Here is a 26,376-nt window from a genome sequence, read left to right on the forward strand (position 1 = left end):
ATTCAAGGACATCTGATTCTAAAGGAATTTTTATCTGGCATGAAACGTGTATATAAAAGCGCGAACGATGGAATCCGCCACCCGGGGCGATTTTCCTCTTTCAACTGTCATGAAAAGGAATTCACAGATGCTTTCAACCGAACACCGCGCCATCATCAAGGCAACCGTCCCTCTTCTCGAAAGCGGCGGCGAGGCGCTGACCACGCATTTCTACAACATGTTGCTGAGCGAGAACCCCTCGGTGCGTCCGCTCTTCAACCAGGCTCACCAGGCAAGCGGCGCACAGCCCCGCGCGCTGGCCAACGGCGTGCTGATGTACGCGCGCCACATCGACGAACTGGAGCAGCTTGGCGGCCTCGTCGCGACGATCATCAACAAGCACGTCTCGCTGCAGATCCTGCCTGAGCATTATCCGATCGTTGGCGGCTGCCTGCTACGCGCGATTCGCGAAGTGCTCGGACCCGAGATCGCAACCGACGCCGTGATCGAAGCATGGGGAGCAGCCTATCAGCAACTGGCTGATCTGCTGATCGGTCTCGAAGAAAACATTTACGCCGGGAAAGAAAAGGCGCCGGGCGGCTGGCGCGGCGCGCGCGCGTTCCGCATTGCGCGCAAGGTGCGGGAAAGCGAGGAAATCACGTCGTTCCACTTCCGCCCGGCCGACGGCGGCGACCTGCTCGAGTTTCAACCGGGCCAGTACATCGGCATGCAGGTGTTCATCGACGGCGAGGAGCTGCGCCGCAACTATTCGCTGTCCGCTGCATCGAGCAAGGACGAATACCGGATCAGCGTGAAGCGCGAACCGGGTGGCCGTGTGTCGAACCATCTGCACGACAACGTCAACGAAGGCGACACGATCGAACTGTTCGCGCCTTCCGGCGATTTCAGGCTCGAACACAACGACAAGCCGCTCGTGCTGATCAGCGGCGGCGTCGGCATCACGCCGACGCTCGCCATGCTCGAAGCCGCGCTCGAAACGAATCGCCCGGTGCATTTCATTCACTCGGCGCGTCACGGCGGCGTGCATGCGTTTCGCGACTGGATCGACGATCTCGCCGAAAGCCATCCGCAACTGAACGCGTTCTACTGCTACGAGCATCAACGCCAGGGCGACGCCGAAGCGCACGCATACGGGTTGCTCGATCGGGAGCATCTGGACGAATGGTTGCCGGAAACACGCGACGTGGATGCGTATTTCCTCGGGCCGGTCGGTTTCATGAAGGCGGTCAAGAAGCACCTGAAGGAACTGGGCGTGCCCGAAACGCAGAGCCGTTATGAATTCTTCGGCCCGGCATCGGTACTCGACTAAGCCCTGTTCAATCACCACGGTAACGAAACATGTCTTTCACCGACACCCTGCGGCACGATCACGAAGCCATCTTCAAGGCATTGGATGAATGCCAGAAGCTGGGCATTTCCAGCGAGGAAGGCAAAAAGAAACTGGTTCAGGCCCGTACACTCGTACAGGCGCATCTGAAACGGGAAGATACCCAGCTGTACCCCGTCATGCAGCGACATGAGGAGACACGCGAACTCGGCGCGACGTATTCGGCGGAGATGCAGAACATCACCGCCGACGTGAACGGATTCTTCGACGCCTATGCGAGCGGCGGATCCGGCCTCGATTACGCACGGCATCTGGGACGCACCGTTTCCCAGCTCCGCCAGCGCATGACCCGCGAGGAAGTGCGTCTTTATCCCGCGTTCGCGAATTACTGCGAGAAGTAGCAGGCAGCAGCCGTGCGGGAGCGCTGTTACTCCCGCACGTTTTCCGAGGCAACCCTCGATGGATCTATACCGGAACATGCGACTGTTCGTGCGCGTCGCGGAGGACCTGAGCTTCACGTCCGCCGCACGTTCACTGACGATGAGTATCGGTGTTGCTTCACGGCTCGTCACCGAGCTGGAGCAGCACCTGGAGACGCGTCTGCTGCATCGCACGACGCGCCAGATCGCGCTGACCCAGGCGGGCAAGCGCTATCTGGGCCGTTGCCGCGCGATCCTCGCTTCAATCGACGAAGCCGAGGCCGAGGCGCGCGCGGTGCATCTTCAGCCTGCCGGCCGGCTGCACGTCCATGCGTCACCCGCGATTGGCCGGCATTATCTGGTGCCGGCGATCGGGCAATACCAGCAGCAGTATCCGCACGTTCATGTTGCGCTGTCGTTATCCGACGAAAACATGGACCTGCTCGAAGACGGGTTCGACACCGCGATCGTCGCGATGCCCGCGTTGCGCGACTCGTCGTTTATCGGCGTGAATCTGCGCGAGACGTACAGCGTGTTGTGCGCGGCACCAGGTTATCTGCGACACGACAGAAGCGTCGAGATGCCGTTCGATCTCGAAGCCCATCCGTTCGTGAGCTTCGCGCCGGCGTTCACGGAATCCGTCGATCTCGCGCTCATCGACGCAAACGAAACATCCGTGACGGTGACGATGAAACCGGCGTTCTGCGTGAACACGCTCGAATCGGTCGCTTCGGCGCTCGAACTCGGCATGGGGATCGGCGCGCTGCCGCTGCATGTGGCGGTTGAGGCGATCAGTGCCGGACGTCTCGTGCGCGTGTTGCCGCGCTATCGCTTGCAGCCGCTCACGCTGTATGCGCTCTTTCCGTCGCGTCAGTTTCTCGACGCGAAGGTGCGCACGTGGCTCGATCATCTGAAGGTTCATTTTGAAGGAGCCACGCGACGCGAGGAATCCGTGCTGGCCGAAGCCTCCAGGGTCGCAACCGTGACTGCGTTGCGCGCCTGATTTTTACCTTTTTGTCACTCCGTTAGCCGGCCTCCATTGTCTGGAGCCGGCGTCTTTTTTTGCCTGTTTCATGGCACGGTTTCAGTCACGCGCGGCGACACCGCGCTTACCGGTTCTGCGCGTGCAGCAGCAGCGCCTCGAATTTCTTGAGTTCGACGGGCTTCACCTGATGCAGCGCGAAACCTGCCCTGCCAGTCTGCGCGAAATCGCGCGCGTGGCCGAAGCCTGGACGGGCCCGATGGCGAGTGGCGCGCCGGATGCGATGCATTACTGGCTTGCGCCCGATACGCCGGATGCGCCCACTACGCCTGCTGCCGCGGGCGCGCTGGCGGAATTGCTCATGCCGGTGCTGCCGGTATCGCCGCTGGTGGTGTCGGCACGCTTGCAGCCGCTCGTACCTGCTGCAAACACGACAAGCGATGCCGCAATCAGAACATTTCTCAGGGTCGGTTTCATGTGAATTCTCCTGAATTCGTTGGGAGCGCAACAGTGTCGTGACCGGACAGACTGGAACGGTCGGCGAACCTTCTGCTTCCTTAAGAACTGAAGCACGCATGAAATACAGCAAGGGGCGTGCCTTCCTGCACCGCTTTTCAGTGGGCGCGGCTGTGGACGCCGCACGGGAAGCGTGTACAGCCGATGGACGCCCGTGGCCGGTCAAATCCGTAACGAGACACGCCGGCGTCGCGTATGAAAAAACTACCTGGGAGAATTACAACGCGATCGCAAATCTTTCCCGCGATGCGCAGCGAAGTGAAAAAAAGCGGAGTGAAAACAATCAGAGGCTGTCCGGTAAAACGCTCGATGCCGCCGTTTCAAGAACGCGAATGATGCGCTCGGGTGAGAGCGGCTTTGCACAATGCGCGTCGAACCCCGCGGCACGGGCACGTGCCTTGTCTTCGGTCGATGCAAACGCGGTACACGCGATCAGCAGCATGTGCGAAGTGAGCGGGTTGCCGCGCAGCCTGCGTGCCAGTTCGAGACCATCGAGCCCGGGCATCGCGATGTCGAGCACCACCGCGAATGGCTGCCATTCTCCCGCGATCGTGCAGACATCGAGCGGATCGTGAACCGCGCGGCACTCGAAACCATCGGCATCGAGCAGCATCTGCAGGGCATCCGCGGCGTCGCGATAGTCGTCGACGACAAGCACGCGGCGATGATCGGCCATCGCCCGCGTGAACGATCGCCACAACACCACGTCGTCTCCGTCGCTGTCGACCGGATTGATCATTCTCTTCTCCCCTCCGCGTCAAAAAATGCACTGACGCCGCGTGCGCAAGAGGTGCAAGATGCGCACCCGATCGCACTCCATACGCTTACCGGTCTGCCTTGCTGGATATTGCCGACGCTCCAAGGCTGCGAACCAGCGTAAGACGTCAAAAGGAGGAACACAACCGGGGTGAACATTGATCCACATCGGGAGAACCCGATACGCGCTCGGTGCTTGCCGGCATGATCCGAAACGGCAACACGTGACGTGAGCCCTGTCAGGCAAGGCGGCGCGGGGGAATTCAACCGCTCTTCAGCACGCGGCGAAATATGCGTGAAAGCGCCTCAGGAAAAACCCTTCATCGGGTGAGTGCGAGGCCGTTGCAGCATGACAGGCATATGCCCGCGAGTGAACGCCTGCTGCGAGCGAGCGATTTATCCGACCCAATGAAATCCATGAATCCCGCGGGTTTTGCAATCCTGAAACCCGGTGGAAATCAGACGCGCAGCACGTGCCCGTCTGGTCCGATCTTGCGTGGAATATCCGTGTTCGGATCGAGCGGACGAACCTTCACGTGCGGTGCCGCGGTTACCGCGCCCGCGTTGCTCGCGGCCGGATCGGTGACTTTCTTCGCGATGGTAGACGACGGCTTTCTGGCCGCTGACCGGTGGCCGGTCTTTTTCCGCGCGCCGGGTTTGGCGGGCGCGGTCTGCGCTTCCGGCGGATTCCAGACCTCGACGTACCGCTCCCCTGCATACGCGCTCGAGGCGATGCTCAACAACGCTACCGGCAAGATGAATGTGCGCAAGAAAGGTCTCCATCGAGGTCCGGCCGCGCCCTGACGAAGGCGGTGCCGGCTATATGCTCGCAATACTGTACATTCATACAGGCCGGCGCGCAAACGTTACATCACAATCTGATGGGTTGATGCAACAGCGGCAATTTCGCCCGCCCCAGCCATGACGCGCCGAAAGCCATGATGAACGGGATGCGCGGCCACGCCGGCAACGCCATACCGGTGTTCTTCATCCAGGACGCGATCAGCGTTCCCGATTTCGTTCAGCGCGACTGGCAATGCGCTCGACGGGCCGCACCGTTTTGCAGCGAATGCGCGCAGAATCGCAACACCATCCGCTGGGCGACGTTCGCCCGCGCGTTCTATTAGCCCCGTCTGCCCTCATGCGGGCAGGCACATCTCCAGGACACTTCATGGATCTGAATCTGCGCGGCAAGGTGGCGGTACTGACGGGTGCGAGCGTCGGCATTGGGCTCGCGGTAGCGGAAGGATTCGCGGCCGAAGGCGTGAATCTCGTGCTGGCCGCGCGGCAGCAGGACCGACTCGATGCCGCCGTCGCGCAGATCACCGCGAGCCACGGTGTCGAGGCCATCGCCGTCGCCTGCGATGTCGCGACCGCCGAAGGTGTCGCGCACCTCGTCGATGCAACGGTTCACAGGTTCGGCGGCGCCGACATTCTCTTTAACAACGCGGGCACGGGCAGCAACGAAACGATCATGAACGCGCCCGACGACAAATGGCAGTCGTACTGGGATCTGCATGTCATGGCTGCCGTGCGCCTCGCACGCGGTCTCGTGCCCTCGATGAAAGCACGCGGCGGCGGCGCGATCCTGCACAACGCGTCGATCTGCGCGGTGCAGCCGCTCGGCTACGAGCCGATCTACAACGTCACGAAAGCCGCGTTGATGATGTTCTCGAAGAACCTCGCCAACGAGCTCGTGAAAGACAACATCCGTGTCAACACGATCAACCCCGGGCTCGTGCTAACGCCCGACTGGATCAAGACCGCGAAGGCGCTCACGCAGTCTTCGGGCGGAGACTGGGAGGCGCACCTGCAACAGGTCGCCGACGAACACGCTCCGATCGGCCGCTTTGCAACGCCTGCGGAACTCGCCGATTTCATCGTGTTTTTATGCTCCGAACGCGCGAGCTATAGCGTCGGGGCGACGTATTTCGTCGACGGCGGCATGCTGAAAACGGTGTGAATACGGTGCAAATCGCGAAGCAGCCCGTGACGTAGAATCGCTCGACCGGGGTGACCCGACGAAGGAGGTAGCGCATGCCAAGCCCAACCGGATCGGTCGTGGCGCTCAGTTCAGCGGCCTCGACGGTGTTCTCCATCGGCATTGTGTTTCTGGGTTACTGGGGCGTCCACGAGGACTCGCGCTGGGCGGTTTCGCACGTCTTCGTGGTCGGCTTCGCGCTGGCGGGTTTCGCGTGCCTTGGCCTCGTTCCCTGGATGGCGACGAGCCCGGTGGAACCCGATACCAGCGACGTGAAAATACGCGTCGCGCGCAAGATGTTCATCGCGGGCATGGCGGCCGTGTGGTTCGCCATCGCGCTGTCGATCATCGTGTGAAGCGGGAACGCGGTGGCCGCTCAGGCACTTCTAAGTGCTGCCGGGCGCCGCGCGCTCGATCGCTGTCTGGATTTCATCGACCGACACGGGCTTCACGAAGTGATGATCGAAACCGGCCTCGCGTGAGAGCTGACGGTCACGCGCCTGGCCGTAACCCGTCAACGCGATCAGCAGCGCGCCCGCCGTGCGAGGCTTGCCGCGCATCGCGCGGGCAAGCTCGAAGCCGTCCATGCCCGGTAACCCGATATCGAGAATGATCACCTGCGGGTCGAACGAATCGGCGAGTTCGAGCGCGGTCCATGGATCGTTGGCGGTCCGCACGTCGTGCCCAAGCGTTTCGAGCAACAGCGACAACGCCTCCGCGGCATCGAGGCTGTCATCGACCAGCAGCAGGCGACACGCATGCGGCGTCTCACCGGTCCCGGCGGGCGCGGAAGCCACGGGTACCTGATCGGCGGGCAGCAGCGGCAACATCACGACGAATTCACTGCCTTCGCCCGGACCCGCGGAAAACGCTTCGATGGTGCCGCCATGCAGGTCGACCAGCGTTCGCGCGAGCGGCAGACCGATGCCGAGGCCGCCTTCGGAGCGCTCAAGCGAGCTTTCGGATTGCACGAACAGCTCGAACACACGCGCGAGCATGTCCGGCAGAATGCCAACGCCGTTGTCCTTGACGACGATCTTCACGTTCCCGTCCGCACGCGTCACCGTGACGGAAAGTGTCCCGTGCTCCGGCGTGTACTTGCACGCATTCGATATCAGATTGGCGATCACCTGCGAGATCCGCATCGCGTCGCCGGACACATAAAGCGGTTCATCCGGCAGATGGATCGACATGTCATGCTGCTTCTTCGCGATCGCGGGCTGCACCGTTTCGAGCGCCGCCGCAACCGCTGCCGTCATTTCGACGGGTTCGCGCCTGAGCGTGATCTTGCCCTGCGTAATGCGCGACACGTCGAGCAGGTCGTCGACAAGCCGGCTCAGATGATTCACCTGACGCGAGATGATGGCGCGCGCGCCGTCGAATATTTTCGCGGAATGCAGACGGTCGGCCTGCATCAGTTCGATCGCGTTGCGGATCGGCGCGAGCGGATTGCGCAGTTCGTGCGCAAGCATCGCGAGGAACTGGTCCTTGCGCTGATCGGCGTCGCGCAACAGCAGCTCGCTGCGCTTGCGCTCCGAGATGTCGCTGGCAATGCCCGCAAGACGATAGATACGGCCATGCGCGTCGCGCACCGGAAAACCCCGTTCGCTCACCCAGCACACGGCGCCATCGGGACGCACGATGCGGTACTCCTCCTCGAACGTGCCTTCGGCGAGAAGCGCGCGGTACGCGGCCGCGATGCGCACTGCGTCGTCCAGATGCACGTCGTCGGACCAGTGTTTCGCGCCCACTCTGGGCATCACCGCGTCGCGGCCCCACACACGGTGATACGACGGGCTCACATAGAGCAGTTCGTCGGTCATCGGATCGAGCATCCAGAAAACGTCTTCGATGTTTTCCGCCATCTGGCGAAAGCGCTCCTCGCTTTCGCGCAGCGCATTTTCCGCGTGCCTGACGCGCAGCAGCGCGCGCACGTTCGCAATCAGTTCGGGTGGCTCGATCGGTTCCGTCAGATAGCTGTCGGCACCGCCATCGAGCGCGCGCACCTTGTCCATGGTGTGGACGGCCGCGGCCGAGGTCTGCAGCACGAGCGTCGACGCCGTTTCGGGGTCGGTCTTGATGCGCCGGCACACTTCGAGCCCGTTGATGTCAGGCAGTTTCACGTCGAGCAGCACGAGTTCGGGAGACGCGTTGCGCACCTTGTGGAGCGCCTCGTGACCCGTCGCCGCTTCGAGCACGGTAAAACCCGCGCGCCGCAGGATGCGCGTTTTCTCGTAACGCGCGCCTTCGTTGTCGTCGACATTGAGGATGAGGCTCGAACGTGGATCGCTCATTTGTCCTCCTGCGGGTCGACAAGGCGGTCGCAGGCGATTGTGTCAGGGTGACCCTGCAGCCGGTTAAAGCTGCCCAGGCTGCCGATGCTTTTAGTACATGCGAGGAAAACGAAGAAAACCGCTTGATGAAAGGTATCGCGGAAAAAGTCCAGGTCAAACAGTCAGCAAAAAATGTGCCCTTTTGCTGGACGTATTGATAGACAAGACACTCCCGCGCTCACGCGCAGGTAAAACAGCGCCGTGGCGGGTCGTGTTCCGGCACCGGCACGTTTCTTTTACCCGTCGCCGGTAAAACTTCCACGCGCGCTTTTCACACCTTGCGGTGCCGCATGATCCGTTCGATACTGGACCGCGCTTCAAGCGACGTGCTGCGCATGCACATCGTTCGAAGCCATTCGAAGCATTTCCCACCCGCCCTGGAGACGCCCCATGCGAATGGAAACGGCCTTCCTGTTCGACCTCGACGGCACACTCGTCGACAGCGTGTATCAGCATGTCCTTGCATGGAAAGAAGCGCTCGACACCGAAGGCATCGAGCTGTCGGTGTGGCGCATCCATCGCAAGATCGGCATGAGCGGTGGCCTCTTCACCAACCAGTTGCTGCGCGAAACCGGCGGCGACATCAGCCAGGAACGCGTCGACCGCCTGCGTCGCACACATGCAGAAGCGTACAAGCGGCTGCGCGCGCAGGTCTGCCCGCTGCCAGGCGCACGCGAACTGCTCGCAACGCTGACGCAGACCGGCACGCGCTGGGCCATCGCCACCAGCGGCCGCATGGAAACAGCGGCCGTCAATCTCGAGGCGCTGGGCGTCGATCCGTCAAAGGAAGTGGTCGTCACGCGCGACGACGTCAAGTACGCGAAGCCCGATCCCGATCTGTTCATCGCGGCAGCCGCGCGCCTTGGCGTGCCGGTCGAACAGTCCGTCGTGGTCGGCGACAGCATCTGGGACATGCTCGCCGCGCGTCGCTGTCGCGCGCTGGGCGTCGGCCTGCTGTCGGGTGGCTATGGGCTCGACGAACTCGAACGCTCGGGTGCGCTGCGCGTCTACGAAGATCCGCACGATCTGCTGCTGCATCTGGATGAAGTCGCCGCGCGTCCGTGATGTGTATGCAACGCGTGTGTCATATCGTCTCAATAATTTCTTGACAGGATATTCGCCGCCTAAGACACTCAGCGACATGCCCAAGCTCCTGTGTATCGCCAACGCGATTAATCACCCAATTCACGCCATCATCGGCGGGTTTTGGTCAGGACGCGTGCGCTAGATTCATCGATACACGCAGAATCCCCAAGGCCCCGCCGGAAGCGACGGGGCCTTTTTCATTGTGTACGTCCCCGTTGTGCCGGCATTCAGACGGAGACGATGATGGACGAGAGCAGTCAGCAGCGCCGCGCCCTGTCGCGTGGCACAGACGATGTGCAGGAGCAACGCCGCTACGTGGTTCAGTTTGCAGTCGCGGCGGGCGAGACGGTGACAGTGAAGATTCACCACGACGCGGTGGTGTCTTCGGCGGGCGCACGGCTGTGGGTGACGCGTGCCGGCGACACATGGGACTACTGGCTGAAGCCCGGCGAGACCCTGCGTCTGTCGCGCGGCGAGCGCGTGTGGGTGACCGGCGATTTCGATGCACACGCAACGACCGGCGCGCGGCCCGACGCCGACGTGACGCTGACGATGCATCTCGCCCGGCGCCCGCGCATCCGCTGGAAGTGGGCATGGCAACCGGTGTTCGCGCTCTGGTGACGAAGCACGCCAGGATGCGCCTCGGGCGCGGCGTTCACCCGCATGTTGCGCACTGCTCAAATGCGATCCAGCGCAACCGGCGAGGGCGAATTCCAGCCGCGTGCCACCGCGAACGCAACGGTGGCACGCGCGAGTTCGAGCGTGCTGTCGATCAGCGTGATCGTCGGTGTGGACAGATTGCGCGCGGCCAGCGGAATTTCCGTGCAGGCCATCACGCCTGCGCGTATGCCTTGCGCAATCAGGATCGCCAGCGCGGCGGAAAGCTGGACCGTGGCTTCATCGATGTCGTTGGCCTTGGCGGCCCTGACGCTCGCGTCGAGGCGCGCCTGCGTGACTTCGTCTGGAACAACCGGTGTGATTCCGCGAGCGGTGAGCGCTTCCTGATAGAAGCCCGCCGCGATCAGGCCGCTTGTGCCCAGGATGGCGACGCGCTGAACGGAATCCTGAATCGCGTTGATGCAGGCTTCGCCGATATGCAGGATCGGCGCGGCGCTGCGCGCCTGCAGTTGCGCATACCAGTGATGCGCGGCATTACACGGAATCGCGATCACACCCACTTCATTGCGGTTGAGTAGATCGATACCCGAGAGCATGGCGGGCAGCGGATCTTCGCCGCCGTCGAGAATCGCCCGCGAACGGTCGGGGATGTGCGGAAGGCTTGCGACCAGCAGCGGCAGATGCTCCTGGTCGCGGGTGGCGCGCGTCAGGCGCACGACCTTTTCCATGAAGTCGACCGTTGCAAGCGGGCCCATCCCGCCGAGAACTCCGATGAGTGCCATCTCCGGGCCTCCAGTGACTTCAACGGACGCGGCCCGGATGCTGGACTAGCCGCGGCATCGCCCGCACAAAGTGACAGGCGTGCGCAGCATAACGCAGATTCGCCGGTTTAACACAGCCGGCTGGGCACCGAGGAAACCCGGGCCCGGCTAAACCATGAGGCGGCGCGGTCCACGAAAAAAAAGTCTCGCGAAGAGACCTTTCTGGCGTGCAGCGAGACCTTACGTGAAGCCTTATGCGAGGCCCTGCAGCACCCTCACATCTGTCGACGCAATTCCGCGGGCGGCACCTTCATCAGATGCCGGTATTTCGCCACGGTCCGGCGCGCGACGAGCACGCCCTGGTCGGCCAGCATTCTCGCGAGCGAGACGTCCGAAAGCGGATCACGCGCATTTTCCGCGGCGATCATTTCCTTGAGCAGCGCGCGCACAGCCGCAGCCGAACAGGTCCCGCCGCTTTCCGTGCCCAGTTCGCGCGGGAAGAAGTGCCTGAACTCGAAAATGCCCCGCGGCGTGGCCATATATTTGTTACCCGTCGCGCGGGAAATCGTCGATTCGTGCAACTCGAGTTCATCGGCGATGTCGCGCAGGACGAGCGGCTTGAGCGCTATCTCGCCGTACTGAAAGAACGCGCGCTGATGGGTCACGATGCACTCGGCCACGCGCCGGATCGTGTCGAAACGCTGCTGCGCGTTGCGGATCAGCCAGCGCGCTTCCTGCAACTGCTGCGCGAGCGGCGAGCGGCTCGAGCCGGCCGATTGCGCGAAGAGCTCCGCGTACCTGCGATGAATCCGCGCGCGCGGCATCACGGCCGGATTGATCGTCACGGCCCACTTGTTGCGCACCTGGCGCACGATGACGTCCGGCACGACGTAGTTGTCTTCCGCGTTGCCATAGTAGTGGCCGGGCTTCGGATCGAGCTTGCGCACCAGCGCGCATGCAATGCGCAGTTCGTCCGCGCTGCAGCCCGTCTGCTTTTGCAGCTCGGCCTGCTCACGGCGCGCGAGCCGTTCAAGGTGATGCTCGACAACCTGAATCGCGACGTCGCGACCTGGTGTGTCGCTATCCATGCATTCGAGTTGCAGCTTCAGACATTCCGACAGCGAACGTGCGCCGACGCCCGGCCGGTCCAGCGATTGCACGAGCCGCAGCGCAACGAGCAGTTCGTGTTCGGTCAATGCCGGTTCGACATCGAACACACCGGCAAGATCGGCGAGGTCCTGACGCAGATAACCGTCGTCATCGAGCGACTCGATGATGAGGCGCGCGACTTCGCGATCACGATCGTTCAGCGGATAGAGACGCAACGCATCGTGAAGCTGTTCGTGCAACGAGGGTTGTGAGCGTGCCCAGTCGGTGGGGTCACCTCCTTCGCTGTCGCCGTTGTGATGCGACGAGCCCCGGCCATATGAATCGCTGCTGTACTCGTTGTTGTACTCATTCGCCGGCTCGTCGTGCGACGACGCATCGGCGCTCCCGGACGCAGGCGCATCGGCGACGGCTTGCGCGCCGGGGGCTTGCGCTGCGTCGTCCGTGCTTTCGGGGGCAAGCGCGACGTCTTCCGTTTGCGATGCGTCGTATTCGAGGAACGGATTGGTATCGAGTGCCGTGCGCAACTCCTGCTGGAACTCGAGCGAGGACAGTTGCAAAAGCCTGACCGACTGCTGAAGACGAGGGGTCAGCGCAAGCGATTGTCGTGTGCGTAGCTCGATCGAAGGCGGCATGGTAGTGCGATCCCTTTTGAAGATTCTGGTTCGAACGCCCGAAGCCCGTGAAGCACGTCGGATTCGGGGAGTTGCTGTTTGTCTGAACAGAGCAATCGCCGTACCAGGTTTCACAGAGCGCTGTTTTTACAGCGATTTGATATTCACGAGCAGTGCTTTCCAGAGGCTGCGGGGCAGCCACGCGCGCCATTTTTACAAGCGGCCGGAAAAATCCGGGCCGGCGGACAAGTCCGTTTCAGCACGCGCGCTGCCCGACTCATTTCACCTCGCACGCCCCGCCAGTCACGCCCGTAGCCTGACAAATCGCGAAATCGCACGGGCATGGCACGTGGCTTGCGTTTTCCAGACCGTGGACGGATGCCAGTAGTGCATTCGATGTCGACCACGGGGCTGACGGAACCGTTATGCGGCAACCCTTCCCCAGGCGCGTCATCAACGGCAATGGCCGCGATCGACCGCACAGGCAACAAGACCGCAACACTCTTCAACCACCTGAAAGGAGAAATCCATGAAAACGATCCAGTTCCTCAAGACCGCAGGTAGCGTCGCATGTATCGCATTTGCGCTGAGCGCGAATGCACAGTCGGGCGCCTCGGCGCCGGCCGGCGTGTCGGAATCGATGGGTGCCCACGTCGATGACACGACGATCACCACCAAGGTCAAGGCGGATCTCCTCGCGAACAGGAACGTCAAGTCGACTCACATCCACGTGAAGACGCAAAAGAGCGTCGTGTGGCTGACGGGGACGGTGCCCTCGGCGGCAGACAAGACCGCGGCTGCAGATGTCGCGAATCAGGTCGACGGCGTCAAGGGCGTCAAGAACCACCTGAAGGTCGCGGCAGAATAAGCCACATGCAGGCCGGGCCCCGGCTGGCGTCGGGGCCCTGATGAAAGAAGCCAGCCGTTCGCGCAATGCGGACGGCTTTTTGTATTCAAGGCGATGCGTCTTCGTCAAACCAATGAAGACGCACGTGGCATGTCCTCAAGACGGCCTTTGGGCCTGGACTGATCGATGCAGCAACGCGTGTGACTATCGACGGGAGACAGGCAAAAACGGCCTGGAAAATTTCCAGGCCGTTTCTCGTTTCTCAGAGGTCTTTACGCTCAAGAAGCAGCTACATCCACACGCTCACGCGCCCCGCTCGTTCAGCTCGCTGATCGGCGTTGGCGTTCGTGTCGGATCGAAGTCGGCCCAACGACCCTGCTGCCAGCGGCCCGTCGCACGTTCGATCGTGCTGCCGCCGCATTCGCGCAGTACGCGCGCCGCCTCCATCTGCGTATCCGGCGATACATGTACCGCCAGCAGCACGCCTGAATCGCGCTCTTCGTGATGCGACAGGTGGCCATGCCGGTCGCCTTCGCGCGTATGCAACATGCCGCCGATCAGCGAACCGATATACGCTCCCACGCCGGCAGCGATCACGGAGACAGGCAACGATGCATGAAACGCCGTGAAAAGCCCGGCTCCGACAATCGCACCGATGACGGCCCCGATCGTCACACCCTTGCCTGCGCCCTTCGGTGTGTCGCGCGCGCCAGGATCGACATGCTGATCGCTGCCCGCCGGATAGCGCGCGTGCTGTCCGCGCGGATTCACGAAAAACAGCGTGACGTCCTCTTCGACGAAGCCGTTCGCGAAGAGTCGTTGCGCGGCCGCTTCGGCGGCCGGAAAAGTCGTAAAACGCCCTGCGACAATGAGTGACATGACGCCTCCTTTCATCTTTTCAGATGGTGCGCGCAGTTGCCGTCGCGGGTCACTCAGGGTGCTACACCTTCAGCCCACGATCCGGCTCCATTCCTTCGACCCGGAAAAGCCCGCTGTGCAAAACGACGCTTTCGCCACCGTTCTGATCGAGCGCCTCGGCGCACACGGAGCGGATCCGCGCCCGTCCGCGCTGGAATGCCTGCAAAAGCGAGTCTTCCAGAGGAGAGTCTGCGCCAAAATGGTCCTCAAGTGCTTCCGCCGTGATAACGCACACGACGGGCTCGCCATCGACGGCCGCGATGAAGCTCACCGTGAGGTTCGCGCCGTCGAAGACCGGCGCGTCATCGGAAAAAGTGATGGTCATGTTCGCGTCCTCCCAGGCAGCCCTCGACAGAATCGCACTCATGATGTGCTCTTCTTCGCGTTGTCCAGTTGCTGCGCCATCGCGAGATGGTGCCGGATCACCGGCAACGCCTTCGTGGCGGCCGCCTTCAGTTGCGGATCGGTGCTGCTTTCGCTTTCCTTCTGGAACAGTTCGACTGCCTTCTGATGGCCGCCCACGGCCACGTCGCTGATATACGCCTGATCGAAGCCAGTGCCCTTCAACCCCTGCAACTCCCCTATGACTGCTGAATCCGCCGAAGGCGGCGATTTCAGGCCTTTCTTCTGCGCGATGACGTCGAGATTCCGGGCCAGTTTCGTGTAATCGGTGATCATCTGCGAAGCGAATTTCCTGACCTGCGGATCGTTCGATTTTTTCAACGCCAGCTTGCTGGCGGCGATTTCCGTGGCGCCGGCCTGCGAGGCGTCCTGCACGAACTGCTGATCGGCTGCCGATAGTTTCGTCTGTGCCGCGGCAGGTTCGCTCGTCTGCGCGTGGACGGCGCCGAGTGTCGTACACGCGATTCCGGTTGCCACGGCGATCGCGCGCATTGAATGCTGGAATGTCATGCGGTTTCTCCTGTTCCGGATTTATCCGTCACGCTGCCGTTCGCCGGCTTGACTGCATGCGCAATCAGCGTCTTGTTGAATGCTGGCCGATCGTTCTGCAGCCTCAACACAGCACCTCGCAAAAGATGTGCCTGGCAAGTCAAAGCCCGTGGACGTGCTTTGCGGCAATGCATCACATCGGGCGCTTGCAACTTGTGCGCATGGCAATGCAATTGTTGCGATGCCCGGTAACGCACGTTCAGGTTGGCGCGCCGTCTTCATAGTCACGCGTCAATCCAGTCGATTCATCTCCGGGCGGCACGACGGGTACATCCCTTGCTGAAACATCGACGCGGCATGCCATGTTCACCGGAACACGGCAGCGTTGTCGGGCTGCCTCACCGGATACCTCATGCACGAAACGATCTGGTTTCTCGTCGTCGGCGGTGTGTTCGCGTTCATGGGTATCGCGGCGACCACGTTCAAGCGTCTGCCGTGCAGCGCCGCGATGTTCTATCTCGCGATCGGCTTCGGGCTCGGGCCGCCCGGGATCGGCCTGCTGAATCTGGACGTGATCGCCGATGCCGGCGTGCTGCGCGTCATCACCGAAGTCGCGCTGCTGGTTTCACTCTTCGCGATCGGCCTGCGTCTGCGTGTGCCGCTTTCCGGGGCGCTGTGGGCGATACCGCTGCGGCTCGGTTTCGTCGCCATGCTCGTGACGGTGCCGCTCCTGACGCTCTTCGGCGTCTACGCGCTGCATCTCGGCGTGGGACCGGCGCTGCTGCTCGCGGCGATTCTCGCGCCGACCGATCCGGTTCTCGCCCACGACGTGCAGGTCCAGGACTCGGCCGATGTCGACCTCCTGCGCTTTTCGCTCTCGGGCGAAGGCGGTCTCAACGACGGCATCGCGTTGCCGTTCGCGCTGCTCGGCCTTGCGTTATGCGCCAGCCACAGCGCGAATTTCGCGGACGTGTTCACGTGGATGTTCATCGGCGGCACGCTCTGGGGCATCTTCGGCGCGATCGCGATCGGCGCCGTGCTGGGCTGGGTCACCACTCACGGCGTAGCGTGGTTAAGAACGCGTCACGCGCAGGCCCTTGGACTCGAAGCGTTTTTCGCGCTCGGGCTGATCGAGCTGTCGTACGGCGTCGCGCAACTGGCGCATACGTTCGGCTTTCTCGCCGTTTTTGCAGCGGGCGTCTCGATGCGTCGCGTCGAGCATCGGGCGAGCCGCGGGCAGTCGCCACGGGAAACCATCGGCGCGATCGGGGCGGGCGATGTCACCGCGACCGCCGCCGATCCACAAAAGGCTCACGCGTATATGGCGGAATCCGTGCTCGGCTTCACGATCGAGCTGGAACGTATCGCCGAACTTGCGATGATGCTGATCATCGGCAACGTCCTCGCGACGCTGCACGGGCCACTTTTCACGTGGCGAAGCGCCGCGCTGGTCGCGGCGCTCTTCGTCGTCGTGCGGCCGCTGGCGGTCGAGGTGTCGCTGGTGGGCTCGAACGCATCTCACCCGCAGCGGCGGTTGATGAGCTGGTTCGGCATTCGCGGCATCGGGTCGTTCTATTACCTGAACCTCGCGCTGCAGGAAGGTCGCGCGAACGACGTAGTGCCGCTCATACCGTTCGCGCTCGCTGTGGTGACAGCGTCGGTGGTCGTACACGGCATGTCGGCCACGCCGCTGATGGGCTGGTATCGCCGTCTGCGGCGACGCAGCGGATAGCCGCAGACCGTTCCAGCACCCCCTCTTTTTACTTCGCGCGCACCGCGGTACCCGACTGCGCCAGCTGTTCGCGACGCTGCTCGCCCTGCCGCGCGAACATCCAGCCAGGATACTCCAGCGGCAGCGTGCTCACTTCGTCAAGCTTCGACAGTTCATCGGCGGATAACGTGACCTGCGTCGCCGCGATGTTGTCGTCGAGCTGCTCGACTTTTTTGGCTCCGACGATCACCGTCGTGACCGCGCGCTGATGCAGCAGCCACGCAAGCGCGATCTGCGCAACCGACACGCCTTTGGCCTCGGCGATGCCGCGCATCGCGTCGATGCAGTCGAACGCGCGATCGCGATTGACCGGCGGAAAATCGAACGTCGTGCGCCGGCTGCCTGCCTCGCCGTCTTTGTCCCGTCCATATTTTCCGCTCAGCAGGCCGCCCGCCAGCGGGCTCCACACCATGAGCCCGAGCCCTTCGCTCTGCAGCATCGGAACCAGTTCGCGTTCGAGATCGCGGCCGGCCAGCGTGTAATACGCCTGCAGCGTCTCGAAGCGCGCAAGGCCCAGACGCTCCGCGATACCGAGCGCCTTCACGATCTGCCACGCGGCCCAGTTCGACACGCCGACGTAACGCACGTGTCCATGCTGCACGAGCGTATCGAGCGCGCGCACGGTTTCCTCGATGGGTGTCGCCGGATCGAAACCGTGGATCTGATACAGGTCGACATGATCGAGTTGCAGACGCTTCAGGCTCGCCTTCATACCGTCGATGATGTGATAGCGCGACGCGCCCCGCGCATTCGGAAACTCGCCGGTTTGCCCGAACACCTTCGTCGCGACGACGACGCTCTCGCGCGGCACCTTGAGATTCTTCAGCGCCTGTCCGGTGATCTGCTCGGAAAGGCCTTCCGAATAGACGTCGGCGGTATCGATGAAGTTGATGCCGGCATCGAGCGCACGCCCCACGAGACGCTCGGCATCGGCCTGCTGCAGATCGCCAATCTGTTTCCATATGCCCCCGCCGCCGCCAAACGTCATCGTGCCAAGGCACAACTCGGAAACGAACACGCCGGTACCGCCCATCTGGTTGTATCGCATCTCAACGCTCCGTGAGTGAAGAAGGCAACACATGAGAATACTGCACACGCCGAAAGTCTTCACGACAGCACATGTGCTGAAAGCTGATGGTCAGGATGTGCATCGCATCGAATGGCGCATGCACTGCCATTGCCCGTACCCGTCGCTGACGCAGAAACGGGACATCTGATCCGGGCGTGTGCGGCAATGTAGTTAAACAGATTTTGAATTCCGCTTGAAAGGCTCCTATAACTCACTGGAGCCCTGGTTGATTCCGCCCTCTCTCCCCATTTAATGGAAAGGACGTGTCAATGAAGAGATCGTTCGAGATCAGTATCGGCGGCGTTGTCATGCTTGTCGAAATAATCTTCCAGCCCAACGCCCATGCTGCCTGCACGAACACGTCTCCGGTCAGCAGCAACACCACCGTCACCTGCACCGGCGCCAACACGCCTTCTGTCATCGCACCGGCCACCACCACCGGCGTCACGATCAATCTCGATCCGACCACTGCCGCAAGCTTCGTCCACGCGACGAACGCCGTGGGTTTCAGCGTCGATCACGCAAGCGCGATCACGAATAGCGGCAATTTCTCGCTGACCGGCAGCGGCGGCACCGGCACGGCACGTGGTGCTGTCCTGCTCGGCGTCACCGACAACAACCAGTTGACGAATACCGCGAGCGGCGTCATCAACACGACGGGCGCCTTCAACGACGGCATGGCGGCCAACGGCAGCGGCAACACGCTGACCAACAACGGACGGATCACGACAGCCGGCCCCAACGCCTATGGCATGACTGCTGCGTGGGGGCAAACGAACGTGGGACAGCTGAACAACACGATCGTGAACACCGGCAGCGTATCGACATCGGGCAGCAACGCGCGGGCCGCATCGATCCTCGGCGGCAACGGGCAGATCAACAACAGCGGCACGCTTTCAACAACGGGCAGCGGAAGCCCCGCCGCGTACATGCAGGGCAACAACGACAGCCTGATCAACACAGGCTCGATCTCGGCGAGCGGCAGCGCCTCGGACGCCGTGTTCTCCAACACGGTCGGGTCGAGCTTCACGGCGCGGATCGAAAACCGCGCGGGCGGCAGCATCGTCAGCCAGAACGGATCGGCTATCCGCACGCTCAACGGCAACACGACGATCGTCAACGCGGGGCTGCTGCAAAGCGGCGTCGGCACGGCGATCACGATGGGCAACGGCAACAACGCGCTGATCCTGCAAACCGGCTCGGTGATCAACGGCACCGCCGATGGCGGCGCGGGCAGCAACACCGTGACGCTGCAGGGAACCGGTGCGGCCACCAACGCGTTCATCAACTTCCAGACGTTGCTGATGCAGGGCACGCAATGGGACTGGACAGGCACCGGCACGTTCGCGACAGCGCGCGTGCAAAGCGGCACGCTCAATCTCACCGGTACGCTCGGCAGCACGACGAGTGCGCTTGTCGACCCAGGCGCGACGTTGCAGGCGAATTCGCAGAACCTGCCGCTAAACGTGACAGACAACGGGCTCGTGCGCTTCGCGCAGAGCGCCACCGGCACGTACGCAGGTTTGATCGGCGGCACGGGTGTCGTCGAGAAAAGCGGCGCGGGCACGTTGACGCTCGCGCCCACGGCGGCGGGCGGCAACACGTATTCGGGCGGCACGCTGATCGACGGCGGCACGCTCGCAGCCGGCGCCGACAACGCACTCGGCGCCAGCACGGGCGGCGTGACGTTCGATGGCGGCACGTTGCAGCTGGCACAATCGTTCGATCTCGCGAGTACGCGCGCCATCACGTTGAACGCCGGTGGCGGCACGATCGACACGCAGGCGTTTTCATCGACGCTCGCGCAGCCCGTCACCGGCACAGGCGGCCTGACGAAACTCGGCAGCGGCTCGCTTGTGATGAACGGCGTGAGCACCTACAGCGGCGCGACGAACGTCACGGCGGGCACGCTCGCCCTCGGCGACGCCGCGACCGACGCGGCACTGACGGGCGGCGGCAACACGACGGTGGCGTCGGGCGCGACACTCGGTGGATATGGCAGCGTCACCGGCACGGTTTCGAACAGCGGCACCATCGCGGTCGCGAACGCAGTGCCCGTTTTTGCTGGCGCCGCGAACGGCAGCCTCACGATCAACGGCTCGCTCGTCAATGCGGGGCTCGTGCAGATCGGCGGCAACGGCGTGGGCAACCAGTTGGTGGTCAACGGCAACTACACCGGACAGAGCGGCGTGGTCGCGCTGAACACCGTCGTCGAAACCGACGATTCCGCGTCGGACAGGCTCGTGCTGAGCGGCGGCACAGGCAGCGGGACCACGAGCCTGAAGGTGACGAACGTCGGCGGCAACGGTGCGCAGACGGTTGCGAACGGCATCGAAATCGTCTCCGCAACGCAAGGCGCGAGCACCACGCCCGATGCGTTTACGCTCGCCGCGCCGGTGAAGGCCGGCGCGTATTCGTACTTTCTCGCGAAAGGCGGCGTGACGGGCGGCACCACCGGGAACTGGTATCTGCGCAATACCGTCGCGCCCCTTCCATCGGCCACGGCGCAGGACGGCGACACCGGCGTGCCGGTCGCGGCCGAGGGCACGCCGCCGCTGCCCGATCCGCCGCCGGCGGGATCGGGTCCCGTTCCGCTATATCGCCCCGAAGTGCCGGTCTACACGGTCATGCCCGCCGTCGCGCGGCAACTCGGCGTGTTGCAGGTCGATACGTTTCACGAACGTGCGGGCGAGCAGTCGCTGCTCACCGAAACGGGCACCGTGCCCGCCGCGTGGGGACGCGTCTGGGGCGGCCACAGCGACTTTCGCGAGGACGGCACGGCAAGCCCCGGTTTCGACGGTTCGGTCTTCGGTGCCCAGGCGGGCCACGACCTCTACGCCGATTCGAACGCGAGCGGCCATCGCAATCATTACGGCCTGTTCGCCGGCTTCGCGCGCGCCACGGGCGACGTCGAGGGCTTCGCGCTCGGCACGCCGAATCTCGATGCCGGGCATCTGTCGGTCAACGCGTACAGTCTCGGCGGCTACTGGACGCATATCGGTCCGGGCGGCTGGTACACCGACGCCGTGCTGATGGGCAGCTCACTCACGATGACGCCGGTCTCGCGCGACAACGTCGGCGCGACGACACACGGCACGGCCGTGACAGGTTCGGTCGAAGGCGGCTTGCCGGTGCCGCTCACCGCGGGCCTGACGGTCGAGCCGCAGGCGCAGTTGATCTGGCAACGACTGTCGGTCAACGACCTGAACGACGGCGTCTCGACGGTCAGCTTCAACAACGGCAACACCTTCCTTGGACGGATCGGCGTGCGTCTGCGGGGCCACTTCGACGCGATGGGGACGAACTGGCAACCGTGGCTGCGCGTCAACGTGCTGCGCTCGTTCGGATCGGACGACAAGGCAACGTTCGCGGGCACCACCGTGATCGGCACGTCCGTCGGGCAGACCGCCGGCCAGATCGGCGCGGGCGTGGTTGCGAAGATCAGCCGGTCGGCGAGCCTCTTCGCAACCGCAAGCTGGCTCACGAACCTCGGCGGCCCGCATCAACGGACCGTGCTCGGCGACGCAGGCGTGCGCTGGGCCTGGTAGGCGCGCGGTTGCGCTGCACGCGTCACGACGCCCGCAGGCGGCATGCCGATGCCACGTCCGCACCCGCACACCCATTTCCGCGGCGCTGGCACGGGTTGCGAAAACCTGCCAGACTTTCCGTTCGACCACCGAAACGGACGGCACACGCCGCCCTCTGGAAATGGCACGTCGCGCCTCCACCTACGGCTCCATGACATCTTGCTCTTCAGCGACGGGTGCGCTGACTGGGTTTCATCCTGCGGTCGCCAACTGGTTTCTCAAGACATTCCCCGCGCCCACCGACGCCCAGGCGGCCGCGTGGCCGCAGATCCGCAGCGGCCGCTCGACGCTCGTCGCGGCGCCGACCGGTTCCGGCAAGACGCTGACCGCGTTTCTGTCGGCCATCGACGAACTCGTCAGGGAAGGCATCGCCAGCAATGGCGCGTTGCCCGACGAAACGCTCGTCGTTTATGTGTCGCCGCTCAAGGCGTTGTCGAACGATATCCGCATCAATCTGCAGACGCCGCTCGAAGGCATCGCGAACGAACTGGCCGCGCTCGGCCTGCCCGCGCTCGACATCCGTACCGCCGTGCGCACCGGCGACACCACGCAGCAGGAGCGCACCGCGTTGCGCAAACGCGCGCCGCACATTCTCGTCACCACGCCCGAATCGCTTTACGTGCTGCTCGGCTCCGATTCGGGCCGTCGCATGCTGTCGACAACGCGCACGGTCATCGTCGATGAAATTCATGCGATTGCCGGCGGAAAGCGTGGCAGTCATCTCTCGCTCAGCCTCGAACGGCTCGATGCGTTGTGCGGGCGACGCCTGCCGCGCATCGGTCTTTCCGCGACGCAAAAGCCCGTTACGGCGGTCGCGCGCTTTCTGACCGGTGGCGCCGCGATCGACGACCCCGTGCCCGCCGACTGCGCGATCATCGACGTCGGTCACGTTCGCGCGCGCGACCTCGCGCTGGAGTTGCCACCAGTGCCGCTCGAAGCGGTGATGGCGAACGAAGTGTGGGACCGCGTCTATGACCGTCTCGCGGAACTCGTCGCGCTGCATCGCACGACGCTCGTCTTCGTCAACACGCGGCGCATGGCGGAGCGCGCGTCGCGACATCTGAGCGAGCGGCTCGGCAAGGAAGCGGTGGCCGCGCATCACGGCAGCATGTCGAAGGAGCACCGCTTCGATGCGGAGCAGCGCCTGAAGCGCGGCGACCTGCGCGTGCTGATCGCGACGGCTTCGCTCGAACTCGGCATCGATATCGGCGACGTCGACCTGGTCTGCCAGATGGGTTCGCCGCGCGGCATCGCACCGTTTCTGCAACGCGTGGGCCGCTCGGGGCACCAGGTGGGTGGCATGCCCAAGGGGCGGCTCTTTCCGGCCTCGCGCGACGACCTGATCGAATGCGCGGCGCTGCTCGACTGCGTGCGGCGCGGCGAACTCGACACGCTCACCATTCCGCGCGCGCCGCTCGACGTGCTCGCGCAGCAGATCACCGCCGAAGTCGCGAGCCAGGAATGGAGCGAAGACGCTTTATTCGAGCTCTTTCGTCGTGCGGCGCCGTACGCGAATCTCGCGCGCGAACAGTTCGACGCCGTGCTGCGCATGCTCGCCGAAGGCTATACCACGCGTCATGGCGCACGCGGCGCGTACCTGCATCGCGACGCGGTGAACGGCATGCTGCGCGGCCGGCGCGGCAGCCGGCTCGTCGCGGTCACGTCGGGTGGCACGATTCCGGAGAACGCCGATTACGCGGTGATTCTCGAACCGCAAGGCGTCAACATCGGCACCGTCAACGAAGACTTCGCGGTCGAAAGTCTCGCGGGCGACGTGTTTCAGCTCGGCAACACGTCGTACCGCATCCTGCGCGTCGAAACCGGCCGCGTGCGCGTGGAAGATGCACACGGGCAGTCGCCGAACATTCCGTTCTGGCTCGGCGAAGCGCCGGGGCGTAGCGACGAACTGTCGATGGGCGTCGCGCGGTTGCGCGGCGAGATCGACCGTCTCCTCGCGTCCACGCCCGAAACGGCAGACGTTGCACGCGCAACCGGTGTGTCCGCAACCGATGGCGATGGCGTCGCGCTCGCCGAACCCGAGACCGCGACGCTCGCGCCGCGGATAGAACACGCGATCGGCTGGCTGACCGGAGACGTTGGCATCGACGAATCCGCCGCGCGGCAGATCATCGAATATCTCGCGCGGGCGCGCTCGGCGTTGCGCGTTTTGCCCTCGCAGGAGACGCTCGTGATGGAGCGCTTCTTCGACGAATCGGGTGGCACGCAGCTTGTCATTCATGCGCCGTTTGGCAGCCGCCTGAACCGCGCGTGGGGTCTTGCGCTGCGCAAGCGCTTTTGCCGCACGTTCAATTTTGAATTGCAGGCCGCCGCCACCGAGGACGCGATCATTCTTTCGCTGACCGGCAGCCACAGCTTCGTGCTCGATGAAGTGTGGCGCTATCTGCATTCGAACACCGCCGAGCACCTGTTGATCCAGGCGCTGCTCGACGCGCCGCTCTTCGGCGTGCGCTGGCGCTGGAACGCGACGACCGCGCTTGCGTTGCCACGCTATAGCGGCGGCCGCAAGACCGCACCGCAAATCCAGCGCATGCGCAGCGACGATCTGCTCGCCGCGGTGTTTCCGGACCAGGCTGCATGCCTCGAAAACATCGTCGGCGAACGCGACGTGCCCGCGCATCCGCTCGTCGATCAGACAATCGACGACTGCCTGCATGAAGCGATGGATACCGATGGCTGGCTCGCGCTGTTGCGACGTATCGAAGCGGGCACGTTGACGCTCGTCACACGCGACCTGCCGGCGCCCTCGCCGCTCGCCGCCGAAATCCTGACGGCGAAACCCTACGCCTTTCTCGACGACGCGCCACTCGAGGAACGTCGCACGCAAGCCGTACACAACCGCCGTTATACCGATCCCGCATCCGCCGACGATCTCGGCGCGCTCGACCCCGAGGCGATCGAAAGCGTGCGTCGCGAAGCGTGGCCGGAAGCGCGCAACATCGATGAAATACATGAGGCGCTGACGGGTCTCGCCTGCATCAGCGAAGCGGAAGCGCAGCGCAACGAGGGCTGGCCTGGCTGGCTCGATGCGCTCGCCGCTGGCGGGCGCGCGACACGCATGCAACTGAAGGATCAAGGCGACGCGTTATGGTGGCCCGCCGAACGCCTCACGTGCCTGCGCGCGATCTATCCCGATGCGCTGTTTCGTCCGGCGCTCAACGCACCGCGGGGCTACACCGATGCGTGGACTGAAGACGACGCCATCGTCGACGTCGTGCGCGCACGCATGACCGGTTCTGGGCCCCTGCCCGTCACGCAGATCGCGAATCCGCTGGCGTTGCCCGCATCGCGTGTGGCGCAGGCGCTGGTGCGACTCGAAGCAGAAGGCTACGTGATGCGCGGTCGCTTCACGCCCAATGCAAGCGAAGAAGAATGGTGCGAACGACACCTGCTGGCGCGTATCAACCGCTATACGGTGAAGCGGCTGCGTCGCGAAATCGAGCCAGTGGAACGGCACGATTTCATGCGCTTTCTGTTTGCGTGGCAACACGTGACACCCGATACGCGCGGCGAAGGACGCGACGCGCTGGCGGCGATCGTCGATCAGCTCGAAGGATTCCAGGCCGCCGCGGGCGCGTGGGAAGAAGACATCCTGCCCGCGCGTCTCAAGGACTATTCGATCACGGCGCTCGACGAACTGTGCCGCTCCGGCAAGGTGGTGTGGACACGCCTGACAGAACGCACGAAGGTGGCGAGCGCGCCGGTGCGCAGCACGCCGGTCGTGTTGCTGCCGCGCCGGAACGTACACGTCTGGAGCGCGCTCGTCGATACGTCGAAGCCGCCGGCATTGTCGGCGCGCGCGCAGCACGTGTACGACGCGCTAAAGGAACACGGCGCGATGTTCTTCGACGAACTGTTAGGCGACGTTCATGGTCTCAGGATCGAACTTGAAAACGCGCTCGGCGAACTGGTCGCCGCCGGTCTTGTGAACTCCGACAGCTTCGCGGGTTTGCGCGCGCTGCTCAAACCGGTCGCGAAGCGCAACGCCTACTACGGCAGTCGCCGGCCGCGCGGCGCGGGTGCGCTGATCGGCGGCATGGACGACGCGGGTCGCTGGGCGCTGGTGCGGCGGCGTCAACCGCAGCCCGCCGCGAATGTTGTCGTCACCCCGGGCCGCACGCCGCCCACCGATCCCGAGGTGCTTGAACACCTCGCGATGACGCTGCTGCGCCGCTATGGCGTCGTGTTCTGGCGTCTGCTCGAACGCGAAGCCGACTGGCTGCCGCCATGGCGCGAACTGCTGCGCATGCTGCAAAAGCTCGAAGCACGCGGGCTCGTGCGCGGCGGCCGTTTCGTCAACGGACTCGCGGGCGAGCAGTTCGCGCTGCCCGAAGCCATTCCAGTGCTTCGCGAAATACGCCGTCATGCGAACGACGGTGCTTTTATCTGCGTATCCGGCACCGACCCGCTGAATCTCGCCGGTACGTTGTTGCCAGGCGACAAGGTGCCGGCAGTGAGCGGCAACCGCCTGCTGTATCGCGATGGGGTGCCGGTGGCGACGCTGGTGGCGGGTTCGTTCGGCTATCTCGCCGATTTCGACGCGCAAACACGCGATCGCATGCGAATTGCGCTGATACAGCGCGGCTAGCGCGGCGTGCTACATCTTCCCCGGATACGGAATCGCACCACCCCACACCTCGCTTTAACCCCGCAAATCTGTTAAAGAAATGGGGGCCGCACGTCGTTAACTGTTACGAACCCCGTCATTCGGCCACCTGGATACAATGAAGCCAATCTTCGAGGGAAGACCGTTTGCCGCCCGAGCGCTCGCCAGC

At 63.7% G+C, this 26,376-nt stretch carries 24 protein-coding genes; 15 read left to right on the forward strand and 9 right to left on the reverse strand.

Features of this window, described 5'->3' with window-relative positions; all coding sequences use genetic code 11:
* The first annotated feature begins 127 nt into the window (after positions 1–127).
* The 4 genes from hmpA (at position 128) to BLV45_RS14395 (ending at position 3,209) form a co-directional block, all read left to right on the forward strand.
* The gene (gene hmpA / locus BLV45_RS14380; RefSeq protein ID WP_090534098.1) at positions 128–1,309 is read left to right on the forward strand and encodes an NO-inducible flavohemoprotein; all 1,182 of its coding nucleotides are present in this window, start codon (positions 128–130) and stop codon (positions 1,307–1,309) included.
* Between the two features lie 29 nt (positions 1,310–1,338).
* Positions 1,339–1,728, forward strand: coding sequence for a hemerythrin domain-containing protein (locus BLV45_RS14385; protein WP_090534100.1), 390 nt, complete (start codon positions 1,339–1,341; stop codon positions 1,726–1,728).
* A 58-nt stretch (positions 1,729–1,786) separates the two neighbouring features.
* Positions 1,787–2,749 carry a LysR family transcriptional regulator gene (locus BLV45_RS14390; protein ID WP_090534102.1) on the forward strand — a complete coding sequence of 321 codons (963 nt, stop codon included), beginning with the start codon at positions 1,787–1,789 and terminating at the stop codon, positions 2,747–2,749.
* Positions 2,750–2,819: 70 nt separating this feature from the next.
* On the forward strand, positions 2,820–3,209 hold the full coding sequence (locus tag BLV45_RS14395) for a hypothetical protein (RefSeq protein WP_090534104.1): 390 nt from the start codon (positions 2,820–2,822) through the stop codon (positions 3,207–3,209).
* 318 nt (positions 3,210–3,527) lie between these two features.
* Here BLV45_RS14395 and BLV45_RS14400 read toward each other — a convergent pair whose 3' ends face one another.
* Both BLV45_RS14400 and BLV45_RS14405 read right to left on the reverse strand, forming a co-directional pair.
* Positions 3,528–3,983: a response regulator gene (locus BLV45_RS14400; RefSeq protein ID WP_090534106.1), complete on the reverse strand. Its 456-nt coding sequence runs from the start codon at positions 3,981–3,983 to the stop codon at positions 3,528–3,530.
* 475 nt (positions 3,984–4,458) lie between these two features.
* Positions 4,459–4,770: a hypothetical protein gene (locus BLV45_RS14405; protein WP_090534108.1), complete on the reverse strand. Its 312-nt coding sequence runs from the start codon at positions 4,768–4,770 to the stop codon at positions 4,459–4,461.
* Positions 4,771–4,941: 171 nt separating this feature from the next.
* On the opposite strand from BLV45_RS14405, the gene BLV45_RS14410 reads away from it, so the two are divergent.
* The 3 genes from BLV45_RS14410 to BLV45_RS14420 all read left to right on the forward strand — a co-directional run bounded on the left by BLV45_RS14410 (position 4,942) and on the right by BLV45_RS14420 (position 6,337).
* The gene (locus BLV45_RS14410) at positions 4,942–5,127 is read left to right on the forward strand and encodes a hypothetical protein (protein ID WP_143130429.1); all 186 of its coding nucleotides are present in this window, start codon (positions 4,942–4,944) and stop codon (positions 5,125–5,127) included.
* Positions 5,128–5,171: 44 nt separating this feature from the next.
* A complete protein-coding gene (locus tag BLV45_RS14415; protein ID WP_090534113.1) occupies positions 5,172–5,963 on the forward strand; it encodes an SDR family NAD(P)-dependent oxidoreductase in 792 nt (263 codons plus the stop codon).
* 74 nt (positions 5,964–6,037) lie between these two features.
* Entirely contained in the window at positions 6,038–6,337 is a 300-nt protein-coding gene (locus BLV45_RS14420; protein ID WP_090534115.1) for a hypothetical protein, read from the forward strand.
* 30 nt (positions 6,338–6,367) lie between these two features.
* On the opposite strand, the gene BLV45_RS14425 is transcribed toward BLV45_RS14420, so the two are convergent.
* Complete coding sequence (locus tag BLV45_RS14425; protein WP_090534118.1) at positions 6,368–8,275, reverse strand: ATP-binding response regulator; 1,908 nt, start codon at positions 8,273–8,275, stop codon at positions 6,368–6,370.
* Here BLV45_RS14425 and BLV45_RS27095 point away from each other — a divergent pair.
* From BLV45_RS27095 to BLV45_RS14435, 3 genes are all read left to right on the forward strand, one after another.
* Positions 8,263–8,472 carry a hypothetical protein gene (locus tag BLV45_RS27095; RefSeq protein ID WP_143130430.1) on the forward strand — a complete coding sequence of 70 codons (210 nt, stop codon included), beginning with the start codon at positions 8,263–8,265 and terminating at the stop codon, positions 8,470–8,472. The two genes, BLV45_RS14425 and BLV45_RS27095, sit on opposite strands and share 13 nt — an antisense overlap.
* A gap of 232 nt (positions 8,473–8,704) precedes the next feature.
* Positions 8,705–9,379, forward strand: a complete 675-nt coding sequence (locus BLV45_RS14430; protein WP_090534120.1) for an HAD family hydrolase — start codon at positions 8,705–8,707, stop codon at positions 9,377–9,379.
* A gap of 264 nt (positions 9,380–9,643) precedes the next feature.
* Entirely contained in the window at positions 9,644–10,021 is a 378-nt protein-coding gene (locus BLV45_RS14435; protein WP_090534122.1) for a DUF2917 domain-containing protein, read from the forward strand.
* Between the two features lie 56 nt (positions 10,022–10,077).
* Here BLV45_RS14435 and cuyB read toward each other — a convergent pair whose 3' ends face one another.
* Both cuyB and BLV45_RS14445 read right to left on the reverse strand, forming a co-directional pair.
* Positions 10,078–10,800: a cysteate racemase gene (gene cuyB / locus BLV45_RS14440; protein ID WP_090534124.1), complete on the reverse strand. Its 723-nt coding sequence runs from the start codon at positions 10,798–10,800 to the stop codon at positions 10,078–10,080.
* 254 nt (positions 10,801–11,054) lie between these two features.
* Complete coding sequence (locus BLV45_RS14445; protein WP_090534126.1) at positions 11,055–12,521, reverse strand: RNA polymerase factor sigma-54; 1,467 nt, start codon at positions 12,519–12,521, stop codon at positions 11,055–11,057.
* A 508-nt stretch (positions 12,522–13,029) separates the two neighbouring features.
* Between BLV45_RS14445 and BLV45_RS14450 the strand changes: the two genes are divergently transcribed.
* On the forward strand, positions 13,030–13,368 hold the full coding sequence (locus BLV45_RS14450) for a BON domain-containing protein (protein ID WP_090534128.1): 339 nt from the start codon (positions 13,030–13,032) through the stop codon (positions 13,366–13,368).
* 282 nt (positions 13,369–13,650) lie between these two features.
* On the opposite strand, the gene BLV45_RS14455 is transcribed toward BLV45_RS14450, so the two are convergent.
* The 3 genes from BLV45_RS14455 to BLV45_RS14465 form a co-directional block, all read right to left on the reverse strand.
* Positions 13,651–14,226: a hypothetical protein gene (locus tag BLV45_RS14455; protein ID WP_090534130.1), complete on the reverse strand. Its 576-nt coding sequence runs from the start codon at positions 14,224–14,226 to the stop codon at positions 13,651–13,653.
* 61 nt (positions 14,227–14,287) lie between these two features.
* Positions 14,288–14,632 (reverse strand): DUF1488 family protein, encoded by a 345-nt coding sequence (locus BLV45_RS14460; protein WP_090534132.1) that lies wholly within the window; start codon positions 14,630–14,632, stop codon positions 14,288–14,290.
* Complete coding sequence (locus tag BLV45_RS14465; RefSeq protein WP_090534134.1) at positions 14,629–15,177, reverse strand: DUF4142 domain-containing protein; 549 nt, start codon at positions 15,175–15,177, stop codon at positions 14,629–14,631. The genes BLV45_RS14460 and BLV45_RS14465 overlap by 4 nt, the downstream gene beginning before the upstream one ends.
* 391 nt (positions 15,178–15,568) lie before the next feature.
* On the opposite strand from BLV45_RS14465, the gene BLV45_RS14470 reads away from it, so the two are divergent.
* Positions 15,569–16,888, forward strand: a complete 1,320-nt coding sequence (locus BLV45_RS14470) for a cation:proton antiporter (protein WP_090534137.1) — start codon at positions 15,569–15,571, stop codon at positions 16,886–16,888.
* A gap of 28 nt (positions 16,889–16,916) precedes the next feature.
* Here the strand turns inward: BLV45_RS14470 and BLV45_RS14475 are convergent, their stop codons facing one another.
* Positions 16,917–17,975 (reverse strand): aldo/keto reductase, encoded by a 1,059-nt coding sequence (locus tag BLV45_RS14475; RefSeq protein ID WP_090534139.1) that lies wholly within the window; start codon positions 17,973–17,975, stop codon positions 16,917–16,919.
* Between the two features lie 31 nt (positions 17,976–18,006).
* On the opposite strand from BLV45_RS14475, the gene BLV45_RS27560 reads away from it, so the two are divergent.
* The 3 genes from BLV45_RS27560 to BLV45_RS14485 all read left to right on the forward strand — a co-directional run bounded on the left by BLV45_RS27560 (position 18,007) and on the right by BLV45_RS14485 (position 26,189).
* The gene (locus tag BLV45_RS27560) at positions 18,007–18,144 is read left to right on the forward strand and encodes a hypothetical protein (RefSeq protein WP_176954167.1); all 138 of its coding nucleotides are present in this window, start codon (positions 18,007–18,009) and stop codon (positions 18,142–18,144) included.
* Positions 18,145–18,265: 121 nt separating this feature from the next.
* Positions 18,266–21,544, forward strand: coding sequence for an autotransporter outer membrane beta-barrel domain-containing protein (locus tag BLV45_RS14480; protein ID WP_090534141.1), 3,279 nt, complete (start codon positions 18,266–18,268; stop codon positions 21,542–21,544).
* Positions 21,545–21,734: 190 nt separating this feature from the next.
* Positions 21,735–26,189, forward strand: coding sequence for a DEAD/DEAH box helicase (locus tag BLV45_RS14485; protein ID WP_245753272.1), 4,455 nt, complete (start codon positions 21,735–21,737; stop codon positions 26,187–26,189).
* Positions 26,190–26,376: the final 187 nt, after the last annotated feature.

Source organism: Paraburkholderia sartisoli (assembly GCF_900107685.1).
Classification (GTDB): domain Bacteria; phylum Pseudomonadota; class Gammaproteobacteria; order Burkholderiales; family Burkholderiaceae; genus Paraburkholderia; species Paraburkholderia sartisoli.